The sequence below is a fragment of the Streptomyces radicis genome (assembly GCF_003626575.1).
In the GTDB taxonomy this organism is placed as follows: Bacteria; Actinomycetota; Actinomycetes; order Streptomycetales; family Streptomycetaceae; genus Streptomyces; species Streptomyces radicis.
Genome location: NZ_RBDY01000017.1, coordinates 112,836 through 131,939 on the forward strand (window position 1 = coordinate 112,836; position 19,104 = coordinate 131,939).

At 72.5% G+C, this 19,104-nt stretch carries 16 protein-coding genes; 7 read left to right on the top strand and 9 right to left on the bottom strand.

Going from position 1 to position 19,104, the window contains the following annotated elements:
- Nucleotides 1-68 precede the first annotated feature (68 nt).
- From D7318_RS21080 to eccE, 6 genes are all read right to left on the bottom strand, one after another.
- The gene (locus D7318_RS21080; protein WP_120698686.1) at nt 69-917 is read right to left on the bottom strand and encodes a GNAT family N-acetyltransferase; all 849 of its coding nucleotides are present in this window, start codon (nt 915-917) and stop codon (nt 69-71) included.
- 41 nt (nt 918-958) lie between these two features.
- Nucleotides 959-2,113, bottom strand: a complete 1,155-nt coding sequence (ispG, locus tag D7318_RS21085; RefSeq protein ID WP_120698687.1) for a flavodoxin-dependent (E)-4-hydroxy-3-methylbut-2-enyl-diphosphate synthase — start codon at nt 2,111-2,113, stop codon at nt 959-961.
- A gap of 61 nt (nt 2,114-2,174) precedes the next feature.
- On the bottom strand, nt 2,175-3,479 hold the full coding sequence (locus D7318_RS21090) for a M50 family metallopeptidase (RefSeq protein WP_120698688.1): 1,305 nt from the start codon (nt 3,477-3,479) through the stop codon (nt 2,175-2,177).
- Complete coding sequence (gene dxr / locus D7318_RS21095; RefSeq protein WP_120698689.1) at nt 3,476-4,750, bottom strand: 1-deoxy-D-xylulose-5-phosphate reductoisomerase; 1,275 nt, start codon at nt 4,748-4,750, stop codon at nt 3,476-3,478. Before dxr ends, D7318_RS21090 begins: the two co-directional genes overlap by 4 nt.
- Nucleotides 4,751-4,810: 60 nt before the next feature.
- Complete coding sequence (locus D7318_RS21100; protein WP_120698690.1) at nt 4,811-5,494, bottom strand: hypothetical protein; 684 nt, start codon at nt 5,492-5,494, stop codon at nt 4,811-4,813.
- Entirely contained in the window at nt 5,494-6,774 is a 1,281-nt protein-coding gene (gene eccE, locus D7318_RS21105; RefSeq protein ID WP_120698691.1) for a type VII secretion protein EccE, read from the bottom strand. The genes D7318_RS21100 and eccE overlap by 1 nt, the downstream gene beginning before the upstream one ends.
- A gap of 93 nt (nt 6,775-6,867) precedes the next feature.
- Here eccE and eccB point away from each other — a divergent pair, with 93 nt between their 5' ends.
- From eccB to D7318_RS21120, 3 genes are read left to right on the top strand one after another with little or no spacing between them, the layout of a single operon-like run.
- Entirely contained in the window at nt 6,868-8,325 is a 1,458-nt protein-coding gene (gene eccB, locus D7318_RS21110; RefSeq protein WP_120698692.1) for a type VII secretion protein EccB, read from the top strand.
- Nucleotide 8,326: 1 nt separating this feature from the next.
- Nucleotides 8,327-9,556, top strand: a complete 1,230-nt coding sequence (gene mycP / locus D7318_RS21115; RefSeq protein ID WP_120698693.1) for a type VII secretion-associated serine protease mycosin — start codon at nt 8,327-8,329, stop codon at nt 9,554-9,556.
- A gap of 31 nt (nt 9,557-9,587) precedes the next feature.
- Nucleotides 9,588-10,004: a hypothetical protein gene (locus D7318_RS21120; RefSeq protein WP_120698694.1), complete on the top strand. Its 417-nt coding sequence runs from the start codon at nt 9,588-9,590 to the stop codon at nt 10,002-10,004.
- 215 nt (nt 10,005-10,219) lie between these two features.
- Here the strand turns inward: D7318_RS21120 and D7318_RS21125 are convergent, their stop codons facing one another.
- Complete coding sequence (locus tag D7318_RS21125; RefSeq protein WP_120698695.1) at nt 10,220-10,411, bottom strand: hypothetical protein; 192 nt, start codon at nt 10,409-10,411, stop codon at nt 10,220-10,222.
- 27 nt (nt 10,412-10,438) lie between these two features.
- Nucleotides 10,439-10,750 (bottom strand): hypothetical protein, encoded by a 312-nt coding sequence (locus D7318_RS32445; protein WP_147437767.1) that lies wholly within the window; start codon nt 10,748-10,750, stop codon nt 10,439-10,441.
- A gap of 788 nt (nt 10,751-11,538) precedes the next feature.
- Between D7318_RS32445 and D7318_RS21130 the strand changes: the two genes are divergently transcribed.
- From D7318_RS21130 to D7318_RS21140, 3 genes are read left to right on the top strand one after another with little or no spacing between them, the layout of a single operon-like run.
- Nucleotides 11,539-12,645 carry a S8 family serine peptidase gene (locus tag D7318_RS21130; protein WP_268987355.1) on the top strand — a complete coding sequence of 369 codons (1,107 nt, stop codon included), beginning with the start codon at nt 11,539-11,541 and terminating at the stop codon, nt 12,643-12,645.
- Between the two features lie 40 nt (nt 12,646-12,685).
- Nucleotides 12,686-13,045 carry a WXG100 family type VII secretion target gene (locus D7318_RS21135; protein WP_120698697.1) on the top strand — a complete coding sequence of 120 codons (360 nt, stop codon included), beginning with the start codon at nt 12,686-12,688 and terminating at the stop codon, nt 13,043-13,045.
- Nucleotides 13,046-13,059: 14 nt separating this feature from the next.
- Nucleotides 13,060-13,350 (top strand): WXG100 family type VII secretion target, encoded by a 291-nt coding sequence (locus tag D7318_RS21140; RefSeq protein WP_120698698.1) that lies wholly within the window; start codon nt 13,060-13,062, stop codon nt 13,348-13,350.
- 57 nt (nt 13,351-13,407) lie between these two features.
- Here the strand turns inward: D7318_RS21140 and eccCa are convergent, their stop codons facing one another.
- Nucleotides 13,408-17,370, bottom strand: coding sequence for a type VII secretion protein EccCa (gene eccCa / locus D7318_RS21145; RefSeq protein WP_120698699.1), 3,963 nt, complete (start codon nt 17,368-17,370; stop codon nt 13,408-13,410).
- A gap of 113 nt (nt 17,371-17,483) precedes the next feature.
- Between eccCa and eccD the strand changes: the two genes are divergently transcribed.
- On the top strand, nt 17,484-18,926 hold the full coding sequence (gene eccD / locus D7318_RS21150; protein WP_120698700.1) for a type VII secretion integral membrane protein EccD: 1,443 nt from the start codon (nt 17,484-17,486) through the stop codon (nt 18,924-18,926).
- The last annotated feature ends 178 nt before the right edge of the window (nt 18,927-19,104 follow it).

Genomic DNA, 19,104 nt, shown 5'->3' on the forward strand with positions numbered 1-19,104 from the left:
GTCTGGGGAGGGGATCGGCGGGGACGGGGACCGGCGGTGACGAGAACGGGGACGGGAACGGGGACGGGTCAGAACAGCACGCTCATCAGCGTTCCCGCGCGCGTGAAGCCGAGGCGGCGGTAGACGGCGAGTGCGGGGGCGTTGAAGTCGTTGACGTAGAGGCTCGCCACGGGCGCGGTCTCGGCCAGGGCGTGTGCGAGCACGGTGGCGAGCCCGGCCGTCGCCAGGCCCCGGCCGCGCCGGTCGGGGGCCGTCCAGACGCCCTGGAGCTGGCAGATGTCAGGGGTGACCGCGCCGATCTCCGCCTTGAACACCACCCGCCCGTCCTCGACCCGGGCGAAGCAGCGGCCGGTGCCGAGGCTCTCGGCGACCCGTGACTGGTAGGCCAGGCCGCCGTCGTGCGCGTCGAGCGGCGAGATGCCCACCTCCTCGGTGAACATCGCCACGGCGGCCGGGAAGACCAGGTCCATCTCCGCCTTGCCGAGGCGCCGCACCAGCGGGTCGGGGGCGATGTCCCGGGGCACCGTGTCGGTGGCCAGCAGGGGCTGGCGCGGGCGCAGTTGACGCGCGGGGCCCCAGTGCGGCTCGAGCCGGGCCCACAGGCGCGCGGTGGGCCCGGCGGGGCCGACGATCGAGGAGCAGCGGCGGCCCTCGCGCAGCGCGCGTTCGGCGAACGCGCGCACGGCGCCCGCGCCGGCCCGGATGGGCACGAGGTTCGCCCCCGCGTAGCAGAGCGAGGTGAGCTTGCCCTGGCGGTAGTAGCCCCACATCTCGCCCCCGAGATACGGGGCTTCGAGCCCGGAGTCGAGCACCCGGGCGGTGACGAAGGCGTTGGCCACCGGGTCTTGGTGGAGCACGGCGAGGACGTCGTCGAGCTCGGGGGAGCCCAGGACCCGAGTGGTGGGTGTGGTCAGCACGGACAGGGCCTTCGAAGGGTCGGGAACGGGGACGGGCGGGGTCAGGCGACCGTGACCGTGGGGTCGCCCGAGGCGACGCCTTCCTTCTCCATCGACTCGGCGATCTTCATGGCCTCGTCGATCAGCGTCTCCACGATCTTGGACTCGGGCACGGTCTTGATGACCTGGCCCTTGACGAAGATCTGGCCCTTGCCGTTCCCCGACGCGACGCCGAGGTCGGCCTCCCTGGCCTCGCCAGGGCCGTTGACCACACAGCCCATGACGGCCACGCGCAGCGGGACCTCCATGCCGGTCAGGCCCGCGGTGACCTCCTCGGCCAGCTTGTAGACGTCGACCTGGGCGCGGCCGCACGACGGGCAGGAGACGATCTCGAGGCCGCGCTCGCGCAGGCCGAGTGACTCCAGGATCTGCGAGCCGACCTTGACCTCCTCCACCGGCGGGGCGGAGAGGGAGACGCGGATGGTGTCGCCGATGCCCTCGCTCAGCAGGGCGCCGAACGCCACCGCCGACTTGATCGTGCCCTGGAACGCCGGGCCCGCCTCGGTGACGCCGAGGTGGAGGGGGTAGTCGCAGCGCTCGGCGAGCAGCCGGTACGCGTTGACCATGATCACCGGGTCGTTGTGCTTCACGGAGATCTTGATGTCGCGGAAGTCGTGCTCCTCGAAGAGGGAACACTCCCACAGCGCGGACTCCACGAGCGCCTCTGGCGTGGCCTTGCCGTACTTGGCGAGCAGGCGCTTGTCGAGGGAGCCGGCGTTGACCCCGATGCGGATGGGGGTGCGCGTCTCCGACGCGGCCTTGGCGATCTCGGCGACCTTGTCGTCGAACTGCTTGATGTTCCCGGGGTTGACCCGGACCGCGGCGCAGCCGGCGTCGATCGCCGCGAACACGTACTTGGGCTGGAAGTGGATGTCGGCGATGACCGGGATGCCCGACTTGCGGGCGATCACGGGCAGCGCGTCCGCGTCGTCCTGCGTGGGCACGGCGACCCTGACGATCTGGCAGCCCGACGCGGTCAGCTCCGCGATCTGCTGCAACGTCGCACCGATGTCCGAGGTGCGTGTCGTCGTCATCGACTGCACGGAGACCGGCGCTTCACCGCCTACGGCGACGGATCCGACCTGGATCTGGCGGCTGGCGCGGCGCGTGGCCAGCTTGGTCGGGACGGACGGCATTCCCAGCGAGATGGCTGTCATGTGATTCGTGCAACCCCACGGTAAGGACGGGCGGGCTCCAGGACTTCGAGCCTACGGCACCTCACCCGGTCAACCGCACCGGGTTGACAATATCGGCCGCGAGCACCAACAGGGTGAAGCAGATGAACACGCCCGCCACCACGTACGCGACCGGCATCAGCTTCGCGACGTCGAAGGGGCCGGGGTCGGGCCGCTTGGTGACCCTGGCCCAGCCGCGGCGCAGCGACTCCCACACCGCGCCCGCGATGTGGCCGCCGTCCAGCGGCAGCAGCGGCAGCATGTTGAAGAGGAAGAGCGACAGGTTGAACCCCGCGACCAGGAACAGCGCGGTCGCCACCTGCTGGCTCGCCGGGATGTCCAGGGTGAAGATCTCGCCGCCCACGCGGGCCGCGCCGACCACGCCCATCGGGGAGTCGGGCTCCCGCTCGCCGTTCCCCAGGACGGCGTTCCACAGCCCGGGGATCTCGGAGGGGATGTCCACCAGCGCCTGCACGCCCGTGGTCATGATGTCGCCCATGCGCTCGACGGCCTGCGGGAAGTCCTGCCTGACGATGCCGCCGGCGGGCGAGAAGCCGAGGAACCCGGCGGTCACGAACTCGCCCTCGACATAGCCGCCGTCGCCGTCGGTCCTGGCCACCTGGTTCTCGATGAGGTCGGCCTGGAGGTCCACCTCACGCCCGTCGCGCTCGACGGTGATGGTGGCCGCGCCCGTGGTCTCCCTGATGCGCTCCTGGAGCGTCCCCCACTCGTCCATACGCTCGCCGTTGAACGCCACGATGATGTCCCCGGCGCGCAGCCCGGCCGCCGCGGCGGGCGCGGGCTGGTCGGTGTCCCGGCAGTCCCTCGGCTCCTCGCTCTGGTCGATGACGCACTCGGAGACCGTGCCCACGGCGGTCGTCTGGGTGTTGATCCCGAAGCCCATCAGCACGCCGAGGAAGATCGTCACGGCCAGGATCAGGTTCATCCCGGGGCCCGCGAACATCACGATCACGCGCTTCCACGGCTTGCGCGTGTAGAACAGCCGCTTCTCGTCGCCCGGCTGGAGCTCCTCGAACGCGGCGGCCCTGGCGTCCTCGATCATCCCCCGGAACGGCGACGTGGAACGCTGCCTGATCGCTCCGTCGTCGCCCGGCGGGAACATCCCGATCATGCGGATGTAGCCGCCCAGCGGGATCGCCTTGATCCCGAACTCCGTCTCCTTCTTCTTCCGCGACCAGATCGTCGGCCCGAAGCCGACCATGAACTGCGGCACCCTGACCCCGAACATGCGCGCGGTCGAGAAGTGCCCCAGCTCGTGCCACGCGATGGAGAACAGCAGCCCGAAGACGAAGACGAGTATGCCGAGGATGAACATCAACGCCGTCATGCGGTCACTGCCTCCGTCGTGGTCCCGCCGGCCGTCCCGGCGAGCTCGCGGGCACGCCGCCGCGCCCTGGTCTCCGCTTCGAGGACGTCCGACAGGGTCAAGGAGGTTCCGGAACAGGAGTCGCCCTGCTCCTCGACGACCTGGGCGACGGTGTCCACGATCCCGGTGAACGGCAGCAGCCCGGCGAGGAAGGCGTCGACACACTCCTCGTTCGCCGCGTTGAACACCGCGGGCGCGGTACCGCCGAGGCTACCCACCTTCCTGGCGAGCGGCACCGAGGGGAAGGCATCGGTGTCCAGCGGCAGGAACTCCCACGTGTGCGCCCGCGTCCAGTCGCACGGCGCCGCGGCCCCCGGCACCCGCTCGGGCCAGCCGAGGGCGAGCGCGATCGGCATCCGCATGTCCGGCGGGCTCGCCTGCGCCAGCGTCGACCCGTCCACGAACTCCACCATCGAGTGCACATACGACTGGGGGTGGACCACGACCTCGATCCGCTCGAACGGGATCCCGTAGAGCAGATGGGCCTCGATCACCTCAAGGCCCTTGTTGACCAGCGTCGCGGAGTTGATCGAGATCACCGGGCCCATGTCCCACGTGGGGTGCGCCAGCGCCTCCCCTGGCGTCACCCCGGCCAGCTCCCCCCGCGACCTGCCGCGGAACGGGCCGCCGCTCGCCGTGACCACGAGCCGCGCCACCTCGGGACGGGTGCCGCCCATGAGCGCCTGGAAGAGCGCCGAGTGCTCGGAGTCCACGGGGATGATCTGGCCCGGCTTCGCCAGCGACGTCACCAGCGGGCCGCCCACGATGAGCGACTCCTTGTTCGCCAGGGCGAGGATGTGGCCCGCCTCCAACGCCGCAAGCGTCGGCGCCAGCCCGATCGAGCCGGTGATCCCGTTCAGCACGGTGTGGCACGGGCCCGCCGCCAGCCGCGTCGCCGCGTCGGGGCCCGCCAGGATCTCCGGGATCGGCTGCCCCACGCCGTACTGCGCCCGCAGCGCCTCCCGCAGCTCGACCGCCAGGTCCTCCCTGGCGATCGCCACCGTCCGCACCTGGAGCCGGTGCGCCTGCCCGGCCAGCAGGTCGATCCGCCCGCCCGCGGCGGAGAGCCCCGTGACCCGGAACAGCCCGGGATTCCGCAGCACCACGTCGATGGCCTGCGTCCCGATCGACCCCGTCGACCCCAGGACCACGATGTCCCTCGGCCCTTCGGGCGGCGGCTCCGCCGGATAGCGCGTATGCGGATCGGCGAGACAGACGGCGCTCAAGGTCATCCTCCCATTGTCACTGCTCCGCACGGTGCCCCGGACAGGGACCCCGTCGCGGCCCCTCCCCTACCCATGACCCACATCGAGGCGGCTGGGGTTGCCCAGAAGTCCCGTTTCGCTGTCGGTCGGCACCATCCGCACCAGCAGCCTGGCCGTCCTGGTGCACCACAGCGTGGCGTTCTCGGCGAAGGTCGGCAGCGCCTCCGCCTGCACCTCGGGCAGCGCGAGCAGCCGCCCGACCACCCGCGCCTCGTCGGGCGACACCCGCTGCACCCCCACCAGGGCCGCCCGCTCCACCAGCCGGTGCGACACCTGGCTCAGATACGGCAGCAGCGTCAGCACCGGCTGCCACGGCGCCGAGGCGACCCGCCCCCGCGGCGGCTTGATCCCGCAGTCCCGCACCACGAGCACCGGGCTGCCGAGCGTCGCCCCCAGCGGCGGCACCCGGCCCACCTCGTGCAGCGTCATGCACTCGAGGCCGCCGTTCGCCGCCTGCGCAAGCCGCGTCCACAGCTGCGGGCGGCCCGTCTCCACCACGACCCGCGCCCCGGTCGCCACCGCCCGCAGCGCCAGCACCTGCGCCGCCCACACCCCGCCGATCAGCACCACGTCGTACGGCACCGGGTGGTGGATCCCCAGCACCGCGGGCCGCGACCTGCTGTCCACCCCGACGATGATCCCGTCGTCCCCGACCGGCAGCGCGAGCGCGTCGAGCTCCTCGGCCGACAGCACGTGCCCCGCGCCGCCCATCAGCGCCCACCCCCCAGGGGCAGCGTCGCCCGCAGCCCCGACAGCTGCCGCCGGTCCATCCGCGTCAGCCCCACCCGGGCGGCCCGCGCCGCCCGCGCCAGCTGACGGCTCGCCTCACGCAACTCGCCCTCGCCGCGCCCCGTGACCCGCACATGACCACTCAGCACGGCGTCGCCCCGCCCCTGGCCGCGCAGCGTCAGCGCGAACGTCGTGGCGAACGCGGGCAGCGACGTCAGCAGCGCCACCAGGCCGGGCAGCGGCGTCGCCCCCGGACCCAGCTCCGGCCACCGCGCCACCCGGAATGTCGTGTGCCACCGGTCGTCGCACCGCCAGGCCCGCAGCCCCTCCGCCGTCCGCCGCGGCCGCTGCCCCTCGCTCCGGCCTATCAGCGCCGTCGCCGCGGGATTCGAGCTCGTGCACGCCGCCACCGCGGAGAGCAGCTCGGCCTCGCTCAGCACCGTCGCCGTGAACCCCGCCCCCGTCAGCCTGCTCGCCAGCTGATCGGCCGCGCGCGTCAGACAGCGCTGCGCGCCCTCGAGCCCTCCGCCGCGCTCCGCCACCGCCTCGGGGCACAGCTCAGGATCCAGCCGCAGCGCCACCCACGTCAGCCGCAGCGCGGGCGCGTCACCCTCCCGCTGCAACAACGCGTAACTCGTCCCCGCGACCGACCGGTCCGGCAGCACGGGCGCGGGCGCGGGCTGCGTGTACTGCACCGACTGCACCGACTCCAGGCGGATCCCGTCCGTCTCGAGCGCCCCGTACAGCAGCGAGAGCGGCAACGGGCGCACCGCGCGCCCGGGTTGCAGCGGGGCCATCGAGGCCTCGACGCGCAGCACCGCCGTCAGCGTCCCGCCGTCCCCCGCCATCCCGACCTCGCGCCGCTCCCTGCCGTCCCGGCCACCCCGCGCGGCCACCGCGTAACTCCGCAGCCCAGGACGGCACTCGGCGGCCAGCGCGAACAGCGGATCCGCGCCCCGCGGCAGCGCCTCGGCCGCCGCCCGCCTCGCCCGCCGGTCCACCAGCGCCGCGCCGAGCCACCCCGGCAGCGTCTCCCCCCGCCGCCAGGCCACCACCACGAGCACGAGCAGCGCCGAAGGCACCACCGCGAGCGCCCCGAGCGCCCAGCTCTCCGCGACCCACCCGGCCGCCACCAGCCCACCGGCCGCCTGCACACACAGCAGCGGCCCCAGCGGGATCGGCCCCCCTGGCCCCGGCACGGCCCGCGGCAGCACCGCGCGCCCGGGCTCTCCGGCCGTCCGCGTCGTGACGTTCGCCCGCATCACGCCCCCTCCCGACAGTGATCGAACCGTCACCCGGCATAGTAGATCCTCGGTCTGACGTCCGATCACGGGCAGGGGGAGGGGCGGACACCCATGGCGTCACGCAAGGACGAGCTGAACGCGTACACCTTCGCCAAACGGCGCACGGTCGCCGCGTTCCTCCAGCCGGCGCCCACCGTGACCGAGGAGGGCGCGCCGCGCCCCCTGCGCGCGGTGCTGCCCGGCATGGTCGTCGGCGCGCTGATCCTGGCGGGCTTCGGCGCGTGGGGCATGTTCCGCCCCTCCGTCCCCGATGGCTGGGACGAGCCGGGACGCAACATCATCATCGGCAGCGACTCCACCACCCGCTACGTCGTCCTGGAGACCGAGGGCCGCGCCCAGCTCCACCCCGTGCTCAACCTCTCCTCCGCCCGCCTCCTCCTCGACGACCCCGACTCGTTCGACATCGTCAACGTCGACGAGTCCGAGCTGGACAGCGGCGCCGTCCCCCGCGGCCCCACCCTCGGCATCCCCTACGCCCCCGACCGGCTCCCCGCCACCGACGAGGCCGCGGACGCCAAGCGCTGGGCCGTCTGCCAGCGCCCCGGCGGCGGCGAGGGCGACATCCAGCAGGCGACGTTCGTCCTCGCCGCCGACGACACCGGCCGCGTCGAGGGCGACGAACGCCTCACGGGGCGCGACGTCCTCTTCGTCGAGTCCGGCGGAACGCCCTACCTCGTCGACCCCGCGGGCACCAGGTACCCCATCGCCGACGAGGGCCGCGACGTGCTGCTCCGCCTGCTGACCCGCGGCGATCCGCAGCCCGTGAGCGGAGAGTGGCTCGCGACGTTCGCCGAGGGCGACACCATCGGCTTCCCCGAGCTGCCCGACGTGGGCGCACCGGCCGGCGTCCCCGGGCTCATCGAGGCCGCGAACACCGTCGGCACGGTCGTGCGCGCCCCCACGGGCGCGGGCCCTCAGCACTATGTCGTCCTGCCGGGACGGGTCGTCCCCGTCACCGACTTCACCGCCTATCTGCTGCTCAACAGCCCCGCCACCGAGATCCTCGGCCAGCAGGGCGACGCCTTGGCGCTCGGCGCCCAGAACGTCACCCCCGCCCCAGCGGACGAGAGCGTCGAACGCGACTGGCCCGAGCCCGTCACCGAGCAGGTCAACGGCGCGGGCCGGGACACCGTCTGCTCCGTGCTCCACGGCGTGGACGGCGGCGACGGCAGCACCGAGGTCACCACATGGGCGGGCGAGGACTACCCCGCCACCATCGCCTCCGGGTCGGCCAGCGCGTATGTCACCCCGGGATCGGGCCTGCTCTACCGCCAGGTCACGGGCGAACAGGCCGAGGCGGGCCGGGTGTTCCTGGTGACCGACACCGGCCTGCGCTACCCCGTCCAGACCACCGCCACCGCCACCGAGGGGGAGCCCGACGACCGGGCGCACATCCGCCTCGGCTACGGCGACGTCACCCCCGTCCCGGTCCCCGCCCACTGGTCGGGGTTCCTGCCGACCGGGCCGAGCCTGGACACCGAGAGCGCCCAGCAGCCGCAGGGTTCCTGACATGGCACGCCGCCTCCGCGCCCGCGCCGCCCTGACCGCCCTCCTGCTGACGGCGCTCGGGACCGTGTCCGCCCCGCCCGCCGCCCACGCGGACGGCGGGCGCTGCGCGTTCCCCGCCGAGAACATCGAGGAACGCCCCTGGGCGCTGCAACGCGTCCTGCTCGACCGGCTCTGGCAGGAGAGCCGCGGCGAGGGCGTGAGCGTCGCCGTGATCGACACCGGCGTCGACACCGCCCACCCGCAGCTCGCCGGTGCCGTGGACGCCGCGCGCGGCGCGGACTTCACCGACGCCGAGGGCGACCAGACGACGGACACGGTGGGCCACGGCACCAAGGTCGCGGGCATCATCGCCGCCCGCCCGCACGACGACACGGGCTTCGTCGGCCTGGCGCCCGACGCCACGATCGTCCCGATCCGGCAGAACGACGCGGACGGCAGCGGCTCGGTCGCCACCCTCGCCGATGCGATCGACCACGCGGTCGGCGCGGGCGTCGACATCATCAACATCTCCCAGGACAGCGACGCCGCCCCCGGCGATGACTCGGAGCTGGCCAGGGCGGTGAACGCCGCGCTCGACGCGGACATCGTGGTCATCGCCTCGGTCGGCAACGACGGCGCCGACGGCGAGCGCCGCCTCACCTACCCCGCCGCCTACGACGGCGTCCTCGCCGTCGCCGCGTCCGACCGGAACAACGAGCGCGCCCCGTTCTCCCAGTCCGGCGACTTCGTCGGCATCGCGGCGCCCGGCGTCGACATGGTCTCCACGGTGCCCCTCGGCGGCCAGTGCGTGGACAGCGGCACGAGCTTCGCCGCCCCGTATGTCGCGGGCGTCGCGGCCCTGTTGCGCGCCGAGCAGCCGGAGTGGACCGCCGAACAGATCGTCACCCACCTCAAGCAGACGGCGGAACGCGCCCAGCCCGGCCCCGACGCGGACCTCGGCTGGGGCGTCGTCGACCCGGTCCGCGCCCTCACGCGGGACACCGCGCCGCCCGGCCCCACCCCGGTCCCCGACCCTCCGGCCCCGGCGGCCCCCGCCCCCGACGTCGAGCCCCTCGACCTGGGTGAGACACACGCCGAACGAGCCGAACGCCTCGGCACATTCGTCATCCTGACGGCCACTCTGCTGACGGCGGCCCTGGCGGGCACGGCCCTGATCATCCGTGACCATCGCCACCGTAACGGCCTTGCCTCAATGCGTAGTGATCGGCATAAGATGGGATCTCCACGGTGACTGAGGGGGCACCGGTGGAGGGGAGGGTGGGATGACAACGGATTCGGTCCAGCCGCCGAGTCAACCGGATTTGTATCTCGCGGACGGTGAGCTGAGTGAGTTCTCCAGCTGGTTGAGCTTACTGTTGGACAAGCTGAACGGCTCGGGCGTGAGCGGCGAGCAGGTCAGCGTCCTGAACACCGTCGAGCATCACTTCGGTGAATCGCCCGCGGCGGGGGAGATCTTCGCGGAGTACGAAAGGGTGCGCGCACGCCTCGAGGAATTCGTGCGCATTCAGCAAGAGGCCATCGAGATGCTGAGTATCTCCACCGCCGCGATGGAGAACGACTATGTGACCACCGACCACGAGCAGTTCGAGCGGTTCCTACAGATCAGCGCGAACTTCGACTCGCTGTACGACGGGGACAGGGGTTCCGGTTCCGGCGGGCCTGGGGATGTGCTCCTGTGATGGGGGGTCGGGGCGATGAGTGAGCACGAGTCCGCGTCGCACGAGGCACTGGCGGCCATGATCGCCAACGGCGCCCCCGAGGCGCTCACCTCCCGGGCGGAGATCCTCATCGAGATGGCGCCCTACCTGGAGACGGTGGGGAACTTCATCTGGATGCGGATCACGACCATGCCGTGGGAGGGGGAGGCGGCCGAGACGATCCGGGCCTGGGGCGATCACTTCCGGCGCGAGTCGGCGATGCTGAGCAAGTACGCGTCGGTCACCGGCAACGCCATGCAGATGGCCGGGGAGGCACTTGCCCAGGCCAAGTCCTCGATGCCCCCGGTCCCCGACGCGCCGCTTGGCCCTGTGGAGACGGGCACGGTGGCGGACCTGATCACGGCGGGCGTCGAACGTGAAGAGGCCATCGGCGTGATGGACCGCCTGGCATCCTCCTACCGCGTCGCGGCCGACACGATGTCGAGGGCGATCGAGCCTGAATTCGTCAAACCGCTGGATTCGGGTCCTTTCCAGTCTCCGTCCGGTTCCTCGCGGGATTCTCCGGCCGTGATGGCCACTCCACCGGGGGGCGTGTCCGAGAGCGGTGGCACATACGGCGGGTCACCGGGGCGCGGCGAATCGTTGCCCACTTCACCGAACGGCTTCGCATCGACGCGTCCGTCCGAGTCGGCCGTTGGTCCGGTGGTCCCCGACGCACCGATGCCGCCCGCCGACGAGCGCATCGGTACTTCGTTGGACTCCCTCACCACGGCCCCTCCTCCGGCACCACCGACCGGTCCGCCGACACCCGGTGGGCCCACGCTCACGACTCCGCCGCTGGATCACGGCGGCGGACCGCTGATCCCGCCTGGGGGGCCACCGGCCAGGTTGGGGCCCGGCCTCGGGGGTCCGGTGACGAGGCCGCCGGGTGCGCTTGGACCACCGGCTGGCGGGCCGCCTCCGGTGGGGCGGTCGCCCGTCACCGGCCCGGGGCACGGCCCGACCGTTCCCGGCCCGGCGGGGCATTCCCCCCTGGTGGGGCGCCCGCCGATGGGAGGCATGCCGGGCAACGGCGCCCTCATTCCCCGAACGCCCGCCCAGAGCGGGATCTTCGGGGGAGTGCCACGTCCCTCGGAAAGACTCGGCCGAAGTCTGCCGTCGGGCAACGCCATTGGGTTCGGCGCTGTCCCGGCCATCCGTGATCCGGCCACAGGAATGGTTCAGGGACCTGGCGGCGGTTTGGTCGGGCGGCCTGTTGGCGCGGCGAGTGCCAGCCCTCGCCCACCCACCCCGCCCGCTCAGGCGATCCGGGTGACAGGGCGTCCACTTGCATCGAAGCCCCGCCGCCGTGGCAGGAAGCGGCGGGACGAGCGTGAACGACACGACAAGGACCGCTGATTCCATGACTCCCCCCACGCTTCCAGCTCGCCGACGTGCCAAGACACTTTCCCTGTTATTGGCGGGGGCGCTCTACAGCGGTGCGGTCCTGGCCCCCCACGCCGCGGCCGAAAGCCCTCAGGATCCTTGGTACATGGATACATGGCGGGTCCAGGAGATGTGGGAGCAGGCGACAGGCGAGGGTGTCACTGTGGCGGTCGTCGACACCGGCGTGGATGCCTCGTTGCCGCATCTGGAAGGGCAGGTCCTGGAGGGCATCGATCTCAACATCGACCCTGATGGTGCCCATGTCGACACCCAAGGCCATGGCACCATCATGGCGGGGGCCATTGCGGGCACAGGTGAGGGAGGCGGCATTCAAGGGATCGCTCCCGGTGCCAAGATTCTTCCTATTCGCGTCGACAAGGGTCTTGAGTTCGACTTCGGTCAAGAGGACCGGTGGGCCCAGGCCATCGAGTACGCCGTCGAATCCGGCGCCAAGGTCATCAACTTCTCTGTGGGCGCGGAGGGCGTCAGCGGATCTCCTGATGGATTGGAAGCCGCCATTGCGGAAGCGGCACGCAATGATGTGCTGATTTTTGCCGCCACCGGTAATTCCGGCGAGTCGCGGAACATCATCAGCCGATCCGCCGATTTCCCTGGAGTCGTCGGCGTGGGAGCGGTCGACCGGAACGGTGACCACGCCGCGTTTTCCGTCCATGGCTCTCGGGTCGCGCTCTCCGGGCCTGGGATCGACGTGCCCGGATACTGCCCTGACGGGTCGTGGGAGGAGGCATGCCTCATTGAGCGTGGCGGCACAAGTGCGGCCACGGCCCTGGCCTCTGCTTCCGCAGCGCTCATCTGGTCCGCTCATCCCGACTGGACCAAGAACCAAGTCCTCCGCGCACTGGCGCAGACCGCCGAGGGGGATGGGCAGAGGGATGACTACGTCGGGTTCGGGATGATCCGGCCCGATCGGGTGATTCTCGAGGAGGGGGTGGATCCCGGAGAGCCCGACGTCAATCCGATGTTCGACGCCTACGAACGGGCCCTGGATCCACCGGTGTCACCCGAGCCGGTTCCCGAGGAGGAGCCGGAGGAGCCCGCCGAAGAGGACGCCGTCCCCGAGGAGCGGGAGCAGGAGCGGAGCGACGCGGCCGCCAGTGGGGCCGGGGGCAACGGCGGTAGCAGCAACACACCCGCACTCATCGGCGTCGTCGGCGGGGTGATCATTCTGGGCGGCGTGGCGGCCGTGGTGATCGTGAGCCGTCGCAGAACCGCCTAGCCGTTCACGCACGAGCACTCAACACAAGGGGAGGGTACGCATGTCCGACCAGATGCCTACGGACAATCTTCGGTTCAGTAATGAAACCATCCAGGCACTGATCAATTCGCTCAACCAGGAGATCGAGCTTCTCCAGGGCAGCAAGACCAAGTTGGAAGCGACGACGACCGAGGTCATGGCCGGTTGGCAGGGCCAGGCGGGCTCGCGCTTCGGGGCGGGCCAGCAGGAGGCCAACCTCAACCTCGACCGCCTGATCAGGTCACTGGAGAACCTGCGCGGGCTGGTCGAGATGAGCCGGAACGACTTCGACGACCTGGAGCAGCAGCAGCTCGACGACATGCTGCGCGCCCAGTCGGGCCTGGCCAACATCCAGAGCGCGGGCTTCGAGAACCTCGCCTGAGGAGAGGATGGGACATGAGTGATTTCACCAGCGTCAACTACTCCGCGCTCAGCGGTGGTTCCGAGGGCCTGACCGTCGAGGAGCGCCAGCTGCTCGACCGCCTCGAGGCCCTCAAGGCCGCCCTCAGGTGGGCCGCCGAGGGCTGGACCGGTGAGGCGGAGCGTGCCTTCGCGCTCAACATGAACGCGTTCTCCGAGGAGCTGGACAAGCTCCGCGTCGTCCTCGGCTCCACGGGCAACGCCCTGGAGACGGCCGGGATCAACTACCGGGCCGTGGACCTCCGTTCCGCCAACCGCATGGGCTGATCCGCCGCAGGCACCCGACGGGGGTGGCACCGCGAGCCGGTGCCACCCCCGTTCGCGCTACTGCTCCGGCAGCCACCCCAGCTGGACCAGCGGACGCCCCCGCCGCCGCGACGCGAACTGCGCCCGGCCCGGCGGCAGCGGCCGCGCCCGCATCGAGGGGAAGATCTCGCCCTCCTTGGGGTCCCCTGACAGGACCAGCCCCTGTGCCCCCAACTCCCGCAGCCGCTGCACGAACGGCTCGAACATCGCCCGCGAGACGCCCGCCGCGCTCCGCGCCACGATGAAGTGGATGCCCACGTCCCTCGCGTACGGCAGGTGCTCCACCAGGTGGGCCAGCGGATTGCGGCTGGTCGCCGAGACCAGGTCGTAGTCGTCGACCACGACGAAAAGCCGCGGCCCCGACCACCACGAGCGGGCCTTCAGCTCGTCGATGCCGATGTCCTCCTTGGGCGCCCGCTTCTCGAAGATCTTGTTGAGCGAGACGACGTCCTGCGTCAGCCGCGTCTCCGTCGTCGAGTAGCTGGCGATGTACTCCTGCGGCACCGCCGCCATCAGCGTCCTGCGGTAGTCGGTGACGATGAAGCGCACGTCCTCCGGCGTGTACCGCTCGACCAGCTTGCGCATCACCAGCCGCAGCGCCGACGACTTCCCCGACTCGCTCTCACCGATGACCATCAGGAACGGGTCCCGGTCGAAGTTGACGAAGACCGGCTCCAGATCGTCCTCGCCCACCCCGATCGCGACGCCGTCCTCGGGCCGCTCGAAGCCCTTCGGCAGATCCTCCGCCGCCAGCCGCCGCGGCAGCATCCGCACCACGGGCGCCTCGGGACCCTGCCACCCCGCGCGCACCGCCTCGATCAACGACGCCGTCCCCGCCGCCAGATCGGCCGTGCGGCCCACGCCGTCGAGGCGCGGCAGGGCCACCATCCAGTGCAGCCGGTCCGGCGTCTGCCCGCGCCCCGGCACGTCGGCGGGGATCGCCGCGGCCACCTTCCGGTCGAACTCCGAGTCCAGCGTGTCGCCGAGCCGCAGCTCCAGGCGGTTGGTCAGCTGATCCTTGAGCGCCGGGCGCATCTCCATGTACCGGGACGCCGTGACCACCAAATGGATGCCATATCCCAGGCCGCGCGCCGCGATGTCGTTGATCACCGGCTCCAGCGTCATGTCGTAGTCCTGCTTGAACGCCGCCCACCCGTCGATCAGCAGGAAGACGTCGCCCCACCGCTGGTCGGCCAGCTGACCCGCGCCGCGCATCCGCCGGTAGGTGTCCATCGAGTCGATGCCCTGCCCGCGGAACAGGTCCTCGCGCGCCGCCAGCACCCCCGCGACCTCCGACACCGTCCGCCGCACCCGGTCGGGGTCGAGGCGCGAGGCCACCCCGCCCACATGCGGCAGGTCCCCCATCGCGGCAAGACCGCCCCCGCCGAAGTCGAGCCCGTAGAACTGCGCCTCCGCGGGCGTGTGCGTCAGCGCGAACGAGGCGATCAACGTCCGCAGCAGCGTGGACTTCCCCGACCTGGGCCCGCCGACGACCAGCATGTGCCCGCCCGCGCCGGAGAAGTCGCGGAACAGCACCTCCCTGCGCTGCTCGAACGGCTTGTCCACCACGCCGAGCGGCACCGTCAACGCCTGCCCCGACGCCTGGAGGCCGCGCCCCTCCACCACATGCAGCTCCGGAAGCAGCTCATCCATCGTCACGGCCGCGTCGAGCGGCGGCAGCCACACCTGGTGGGCCGCGGGGCCCTGGCCCTCGACCCTGCGGACGATCACGTCGAGGACCGTCTCGGCCAGCGCGTCGTCGGCGCCGCCCGCCGCTGCGGCCGCGGCCGCCACCACGGTCGGCTCGGGCTCGGGCTCCGCGTACCGCACCGGCACCGGCGCCGCCGTGAACACCACGGGCCGCCTGCTGACCGGCCGTGCCGCCCCCACCTCCGCCCGCTCCGACGGCTTGCGGTAGGGGCCCGAGACATACGCCGCCTTGAAGCGCGTCATCTGCTCCGTGCCCGCCTTCAGCAGCCCCGAGCCGGGCACCTGCGGCAGGTGGTACGCGTCCGGCACGCCGATCGCCGTCCGCGACTCGGCGGCCGAGAACGTCCGCAGCCCGATCCGGTACGACAGATAGGTGTCGAGCCCCCGCAGGCGCCCCTCCTCCAACCGCTGCGAGGCCAGCAGCAGATGGACCCCGAGCGACCTGCCGATGCGGCCGATCTGGATGAACATGTCGATAAAGTCGGGCTTGGCCGACAGCAGCTCGCTGAACTCGTCGATCACCAGCACGAGCGAGGCCAGCGGCTCCAGCCTGGCCCCCGCCGCCCGCGCCCGCTCGTAGTCGTGGAGATTCGCGTAGTTCCCCGCCGCGCGCAGCAGCTCCTGGCGCCGCTGCAACTCGCCCCTGATGGAGTCGCCCATGCGGTCCACCAGCGTCAGGTCGTCCGCCAGGTTCGTGATGACCGCCGACACGTGCGGCAGCCCCGCCATGCCCGTGAACGTCGCGCCGCCCTTGAAGTCGGCCAGCACGAAGTTGAGCGTCTCCGAGGTGTGCGTCACCGCGAGGCCAAGCACCAGCGTGCGCAGCAGCTCCGACTTGCCCGAGCCGGTCGCCCCGACGCACAGGCCGTGCGGGCCCATGCCCTCCCGCGCCGCCTCCTTGAGGTCCAGCATCACCGGCTGGCCCTCCTCGTCCACCCCGATCGGCACCCGCAGCTGCTCGCCCGCCGACCGCGGCCGCCATGTCCGCGCCACATCCACCGACGCCGGGTCGCCGAGGCCGAGCAGCTCGGCGAAGTCGAGGTTCGCCAGCAGCGGCTCGTCCTCGTCCGCCGCCGCGCTCAGCCGCAGCGGCGCCAACTGCCGCGCCAGCGCCTCCGCCACCGCGACCGGCAGCACGTCGGGCTCCCCCTCGAACACCATGCCGTCCTGCGCCTCGAGGCGCAGCGCCCCCGGACGGCAGCTCACCGCGAGGCCGCCCCGCCCCGGGTCGGCCTCGCCCCGCGCCAACTCCACGACGGTGACGCCCTGGAGCCCCTCCGCCGAGGCGAACGCCGACATCGGCGGAATCCGCGCCCCGTCGAGCACCAGCACCACATGCGGCTGGTCGAGCACCGGCTTGCCGCCGGGCGAGAACCGCCCCCGCCCCTCGAGACGCCCCGCCAGCTCCTGCTCCACCTCGGCCACCGAGCCATGGATCAGCCGCCGCGAGCCCGCCCCGTCCTGCGAGGGGAGCTGCGCGTGCGGCAGCCACTTCGCCCACTCCCAGCGCTCCGCCGCCTCGCCAGGGGCCGCCACCGCGAGGACCACGTCCTCGGGGGAGTGCAGCGCCGCCAGCGCGCACACCAGCGAACGCGCCACCCCCTGGGCCGTCTCCGCGTCCCCCGACAGCGCGAGCCGGTAGAAGCCGCGCAGCGACACGGCCATCGGCAGCCCGTCCACCGTGCTGTGCGTGTCGAGGAAACGCCGCATGGCGCCCGCCGTCAGCGGCTCGAGCTCGTCCACCGGCGCCGTCTGCGGCTCCACGAGCGGCGTCACAAGACGGTGCTCGCCCACCCCGATCCGCACCTGCCCGAAGTCCGCCTCCCCGGCCCGCCGCTCCCACACCCTGCTGCCCTCGGCGACCAGCGCCCACAGCTGCTCGGGCCGCGGATGCAGATACAGCTGGGCGTCCCGCTGCCGCGCCGCGGTCTCCCGCACGGCGGCCCGCGTCCGCGCCAGATACTTCAGGTAGTCCCGCCGCAGCTGCGCCATCTGCCCCTGCGTGCCCCGCCGGAACCGCACGATCATGGCCACCACCATGCCCACCGTGGAGACCATCATCAGCATGCCCATGATGCGCATGAACGGGTGCGCGCCCGGCATGAAGAAGAACACCACCGACGAGCCCATGCCGAGCATCGGCACGACCTGCATCAGCACGCCCTCCTGCTGCCCCTTCGGCAGCTCGGGCGGCGGCAGCAGCCGCACCGCCTCGTCGGGCATCTGCTCGGGAAGCGCCCTCGGCGGACGCTTGACGACGATCTGGCTCATCCCGAAATCCCCCCGGAGCAACGGTGTGTGACGCGGCGTCGATCCTAGTGGCCGCCACTGACACCACGCCGGGTAGGGTGGCGGGCGCAGTCCGTGCCCAAGGGGAGGGGAGCATGACCGTGAGCACGACCGCGTCCACCGGGGCCACCGGCTTCTGCCGGGTCACGATCGCCGCGCCGACCAGCCGCATCGACATGGCGCTGCCCTCGGACTTCCCGCTGGCCGAGCTCTATCCGGAGATCCTCCGCCTCACCGGCCTGACGCCCGAACAGGGCGCCCCCGTCGGCTACCACCTGGTGCGCCGCGACGGCACCGTCCTCGACGGCGCGCGCACCCTGGGCGGCCAGCGGATCCTCGACGGCGACGTGCTGGCGCTGCGCCCGTTCGCCGACTCCCTGCCCCCGCCCGTCCACGACGACGTCACCGACGCGGTGGCCGACGCCGTCGCCCACGACCGGCGCCTGTGGCAGGACCGCATGCTGCGCCTCGCCGGGCTCTCGGCGGCGGGCGTGCTGGCCGCGTTGACCGCCGTCGTCCTGTGGTACGGCGAGCCCGAACGCCACGAGACGCACGGCCTCCCCGGCGTCGTCGCGGGCCTGCTCGCCCTGCTCCTCATCGCCTTCGCCGGCGTCCGCGCCCGGGTGTACGGCGACCACGCCGCCGCCGTGGCGTTCGGGCTCGCCGCCCTGCCCCACGCGTTCGTCGGCGGCACCGGCGTCCTGCCGCTCGACGCGGGCCACGGCGTCGGCCGCCTCGAGCTGCTGCTCGGCTGCTCCGCCGTCCTGCTCGCCTCGGTCGCGCTGCTCGCCGCGGGCCCCGGCGCCGCGAGCTGGTTCGCCGCGAGCGCGAGCGCCGCCGCCCTCGGCGCGCTCGCCACGTTCGGCGCCGTCCTCGCCGACGCCTCGCCCGTCTCGGCCGCGGCCGTCTGCGCCCCCGTGGCGCTGGGCGCGCTCGCCTTCCTGCCCGCCCTCTCCGCCGCCCTGGTCCGCCTGCCCATCGGGTACACCGCGCCGCCCACCGGCTACGACGACGCCCCCGACCAGCAGGCGACGCCGCCGGTCGACACCGAGCGCGTCGCCGCCCAGGCCCGCCGCGGCCACCAGCTCCTGCTCGGCCTCACCGGCGGCTGCGCGGCCCTGGCCACCGCGGCCGCCGCCGTGCTCGGCTTCTCGGACAACGGGTGGGGCCGCCTCCTCGCCCTGGCCACCGGCGTCGCGCTGCTCACCCGCGCCCGCCTCTTCCGGTACGCCGTGCAGGTGACGGTCCTGCTGATCGCCGGGCTCGGCTCCCTCGCGCTGCTGGTCATCGGCTTCGCCGCCGACACCTCGGCCGCCGACGGCTCACCCGACCTGCGGACCCTGTGGCTGTCCGCCGCCCTCGCCGCGGGAGCCGCCGTGCTGACCGCCGTCGCGCTGGTCGTCCCGCGCGCCGGGCTCACCCCGTTCTGGGGGCGGGTGCTCGACCTCACCGAGAGCGCCGTACTGTTGTCGCTCATCCCGCTCTGCCTGGCCGCCCTCGACGTGTACACCGAGGCCAGAGGGCTGACCAGCGGCTGATGACCACCGGATGTGCTCACCGCGCCATCCTGCGGTAACCTGCTTAGCGGCCGTTTGCGTACGCGCCCCCGGATTCTTCTGGAGGAAGCGCTCAGCGGACCCCGCCTCCCGAGTTCAGGAAGCTCCCCCCAGGATCAGCCGAGGGGCACTCGGTGGCTACATCGGATACCGCCAAGGA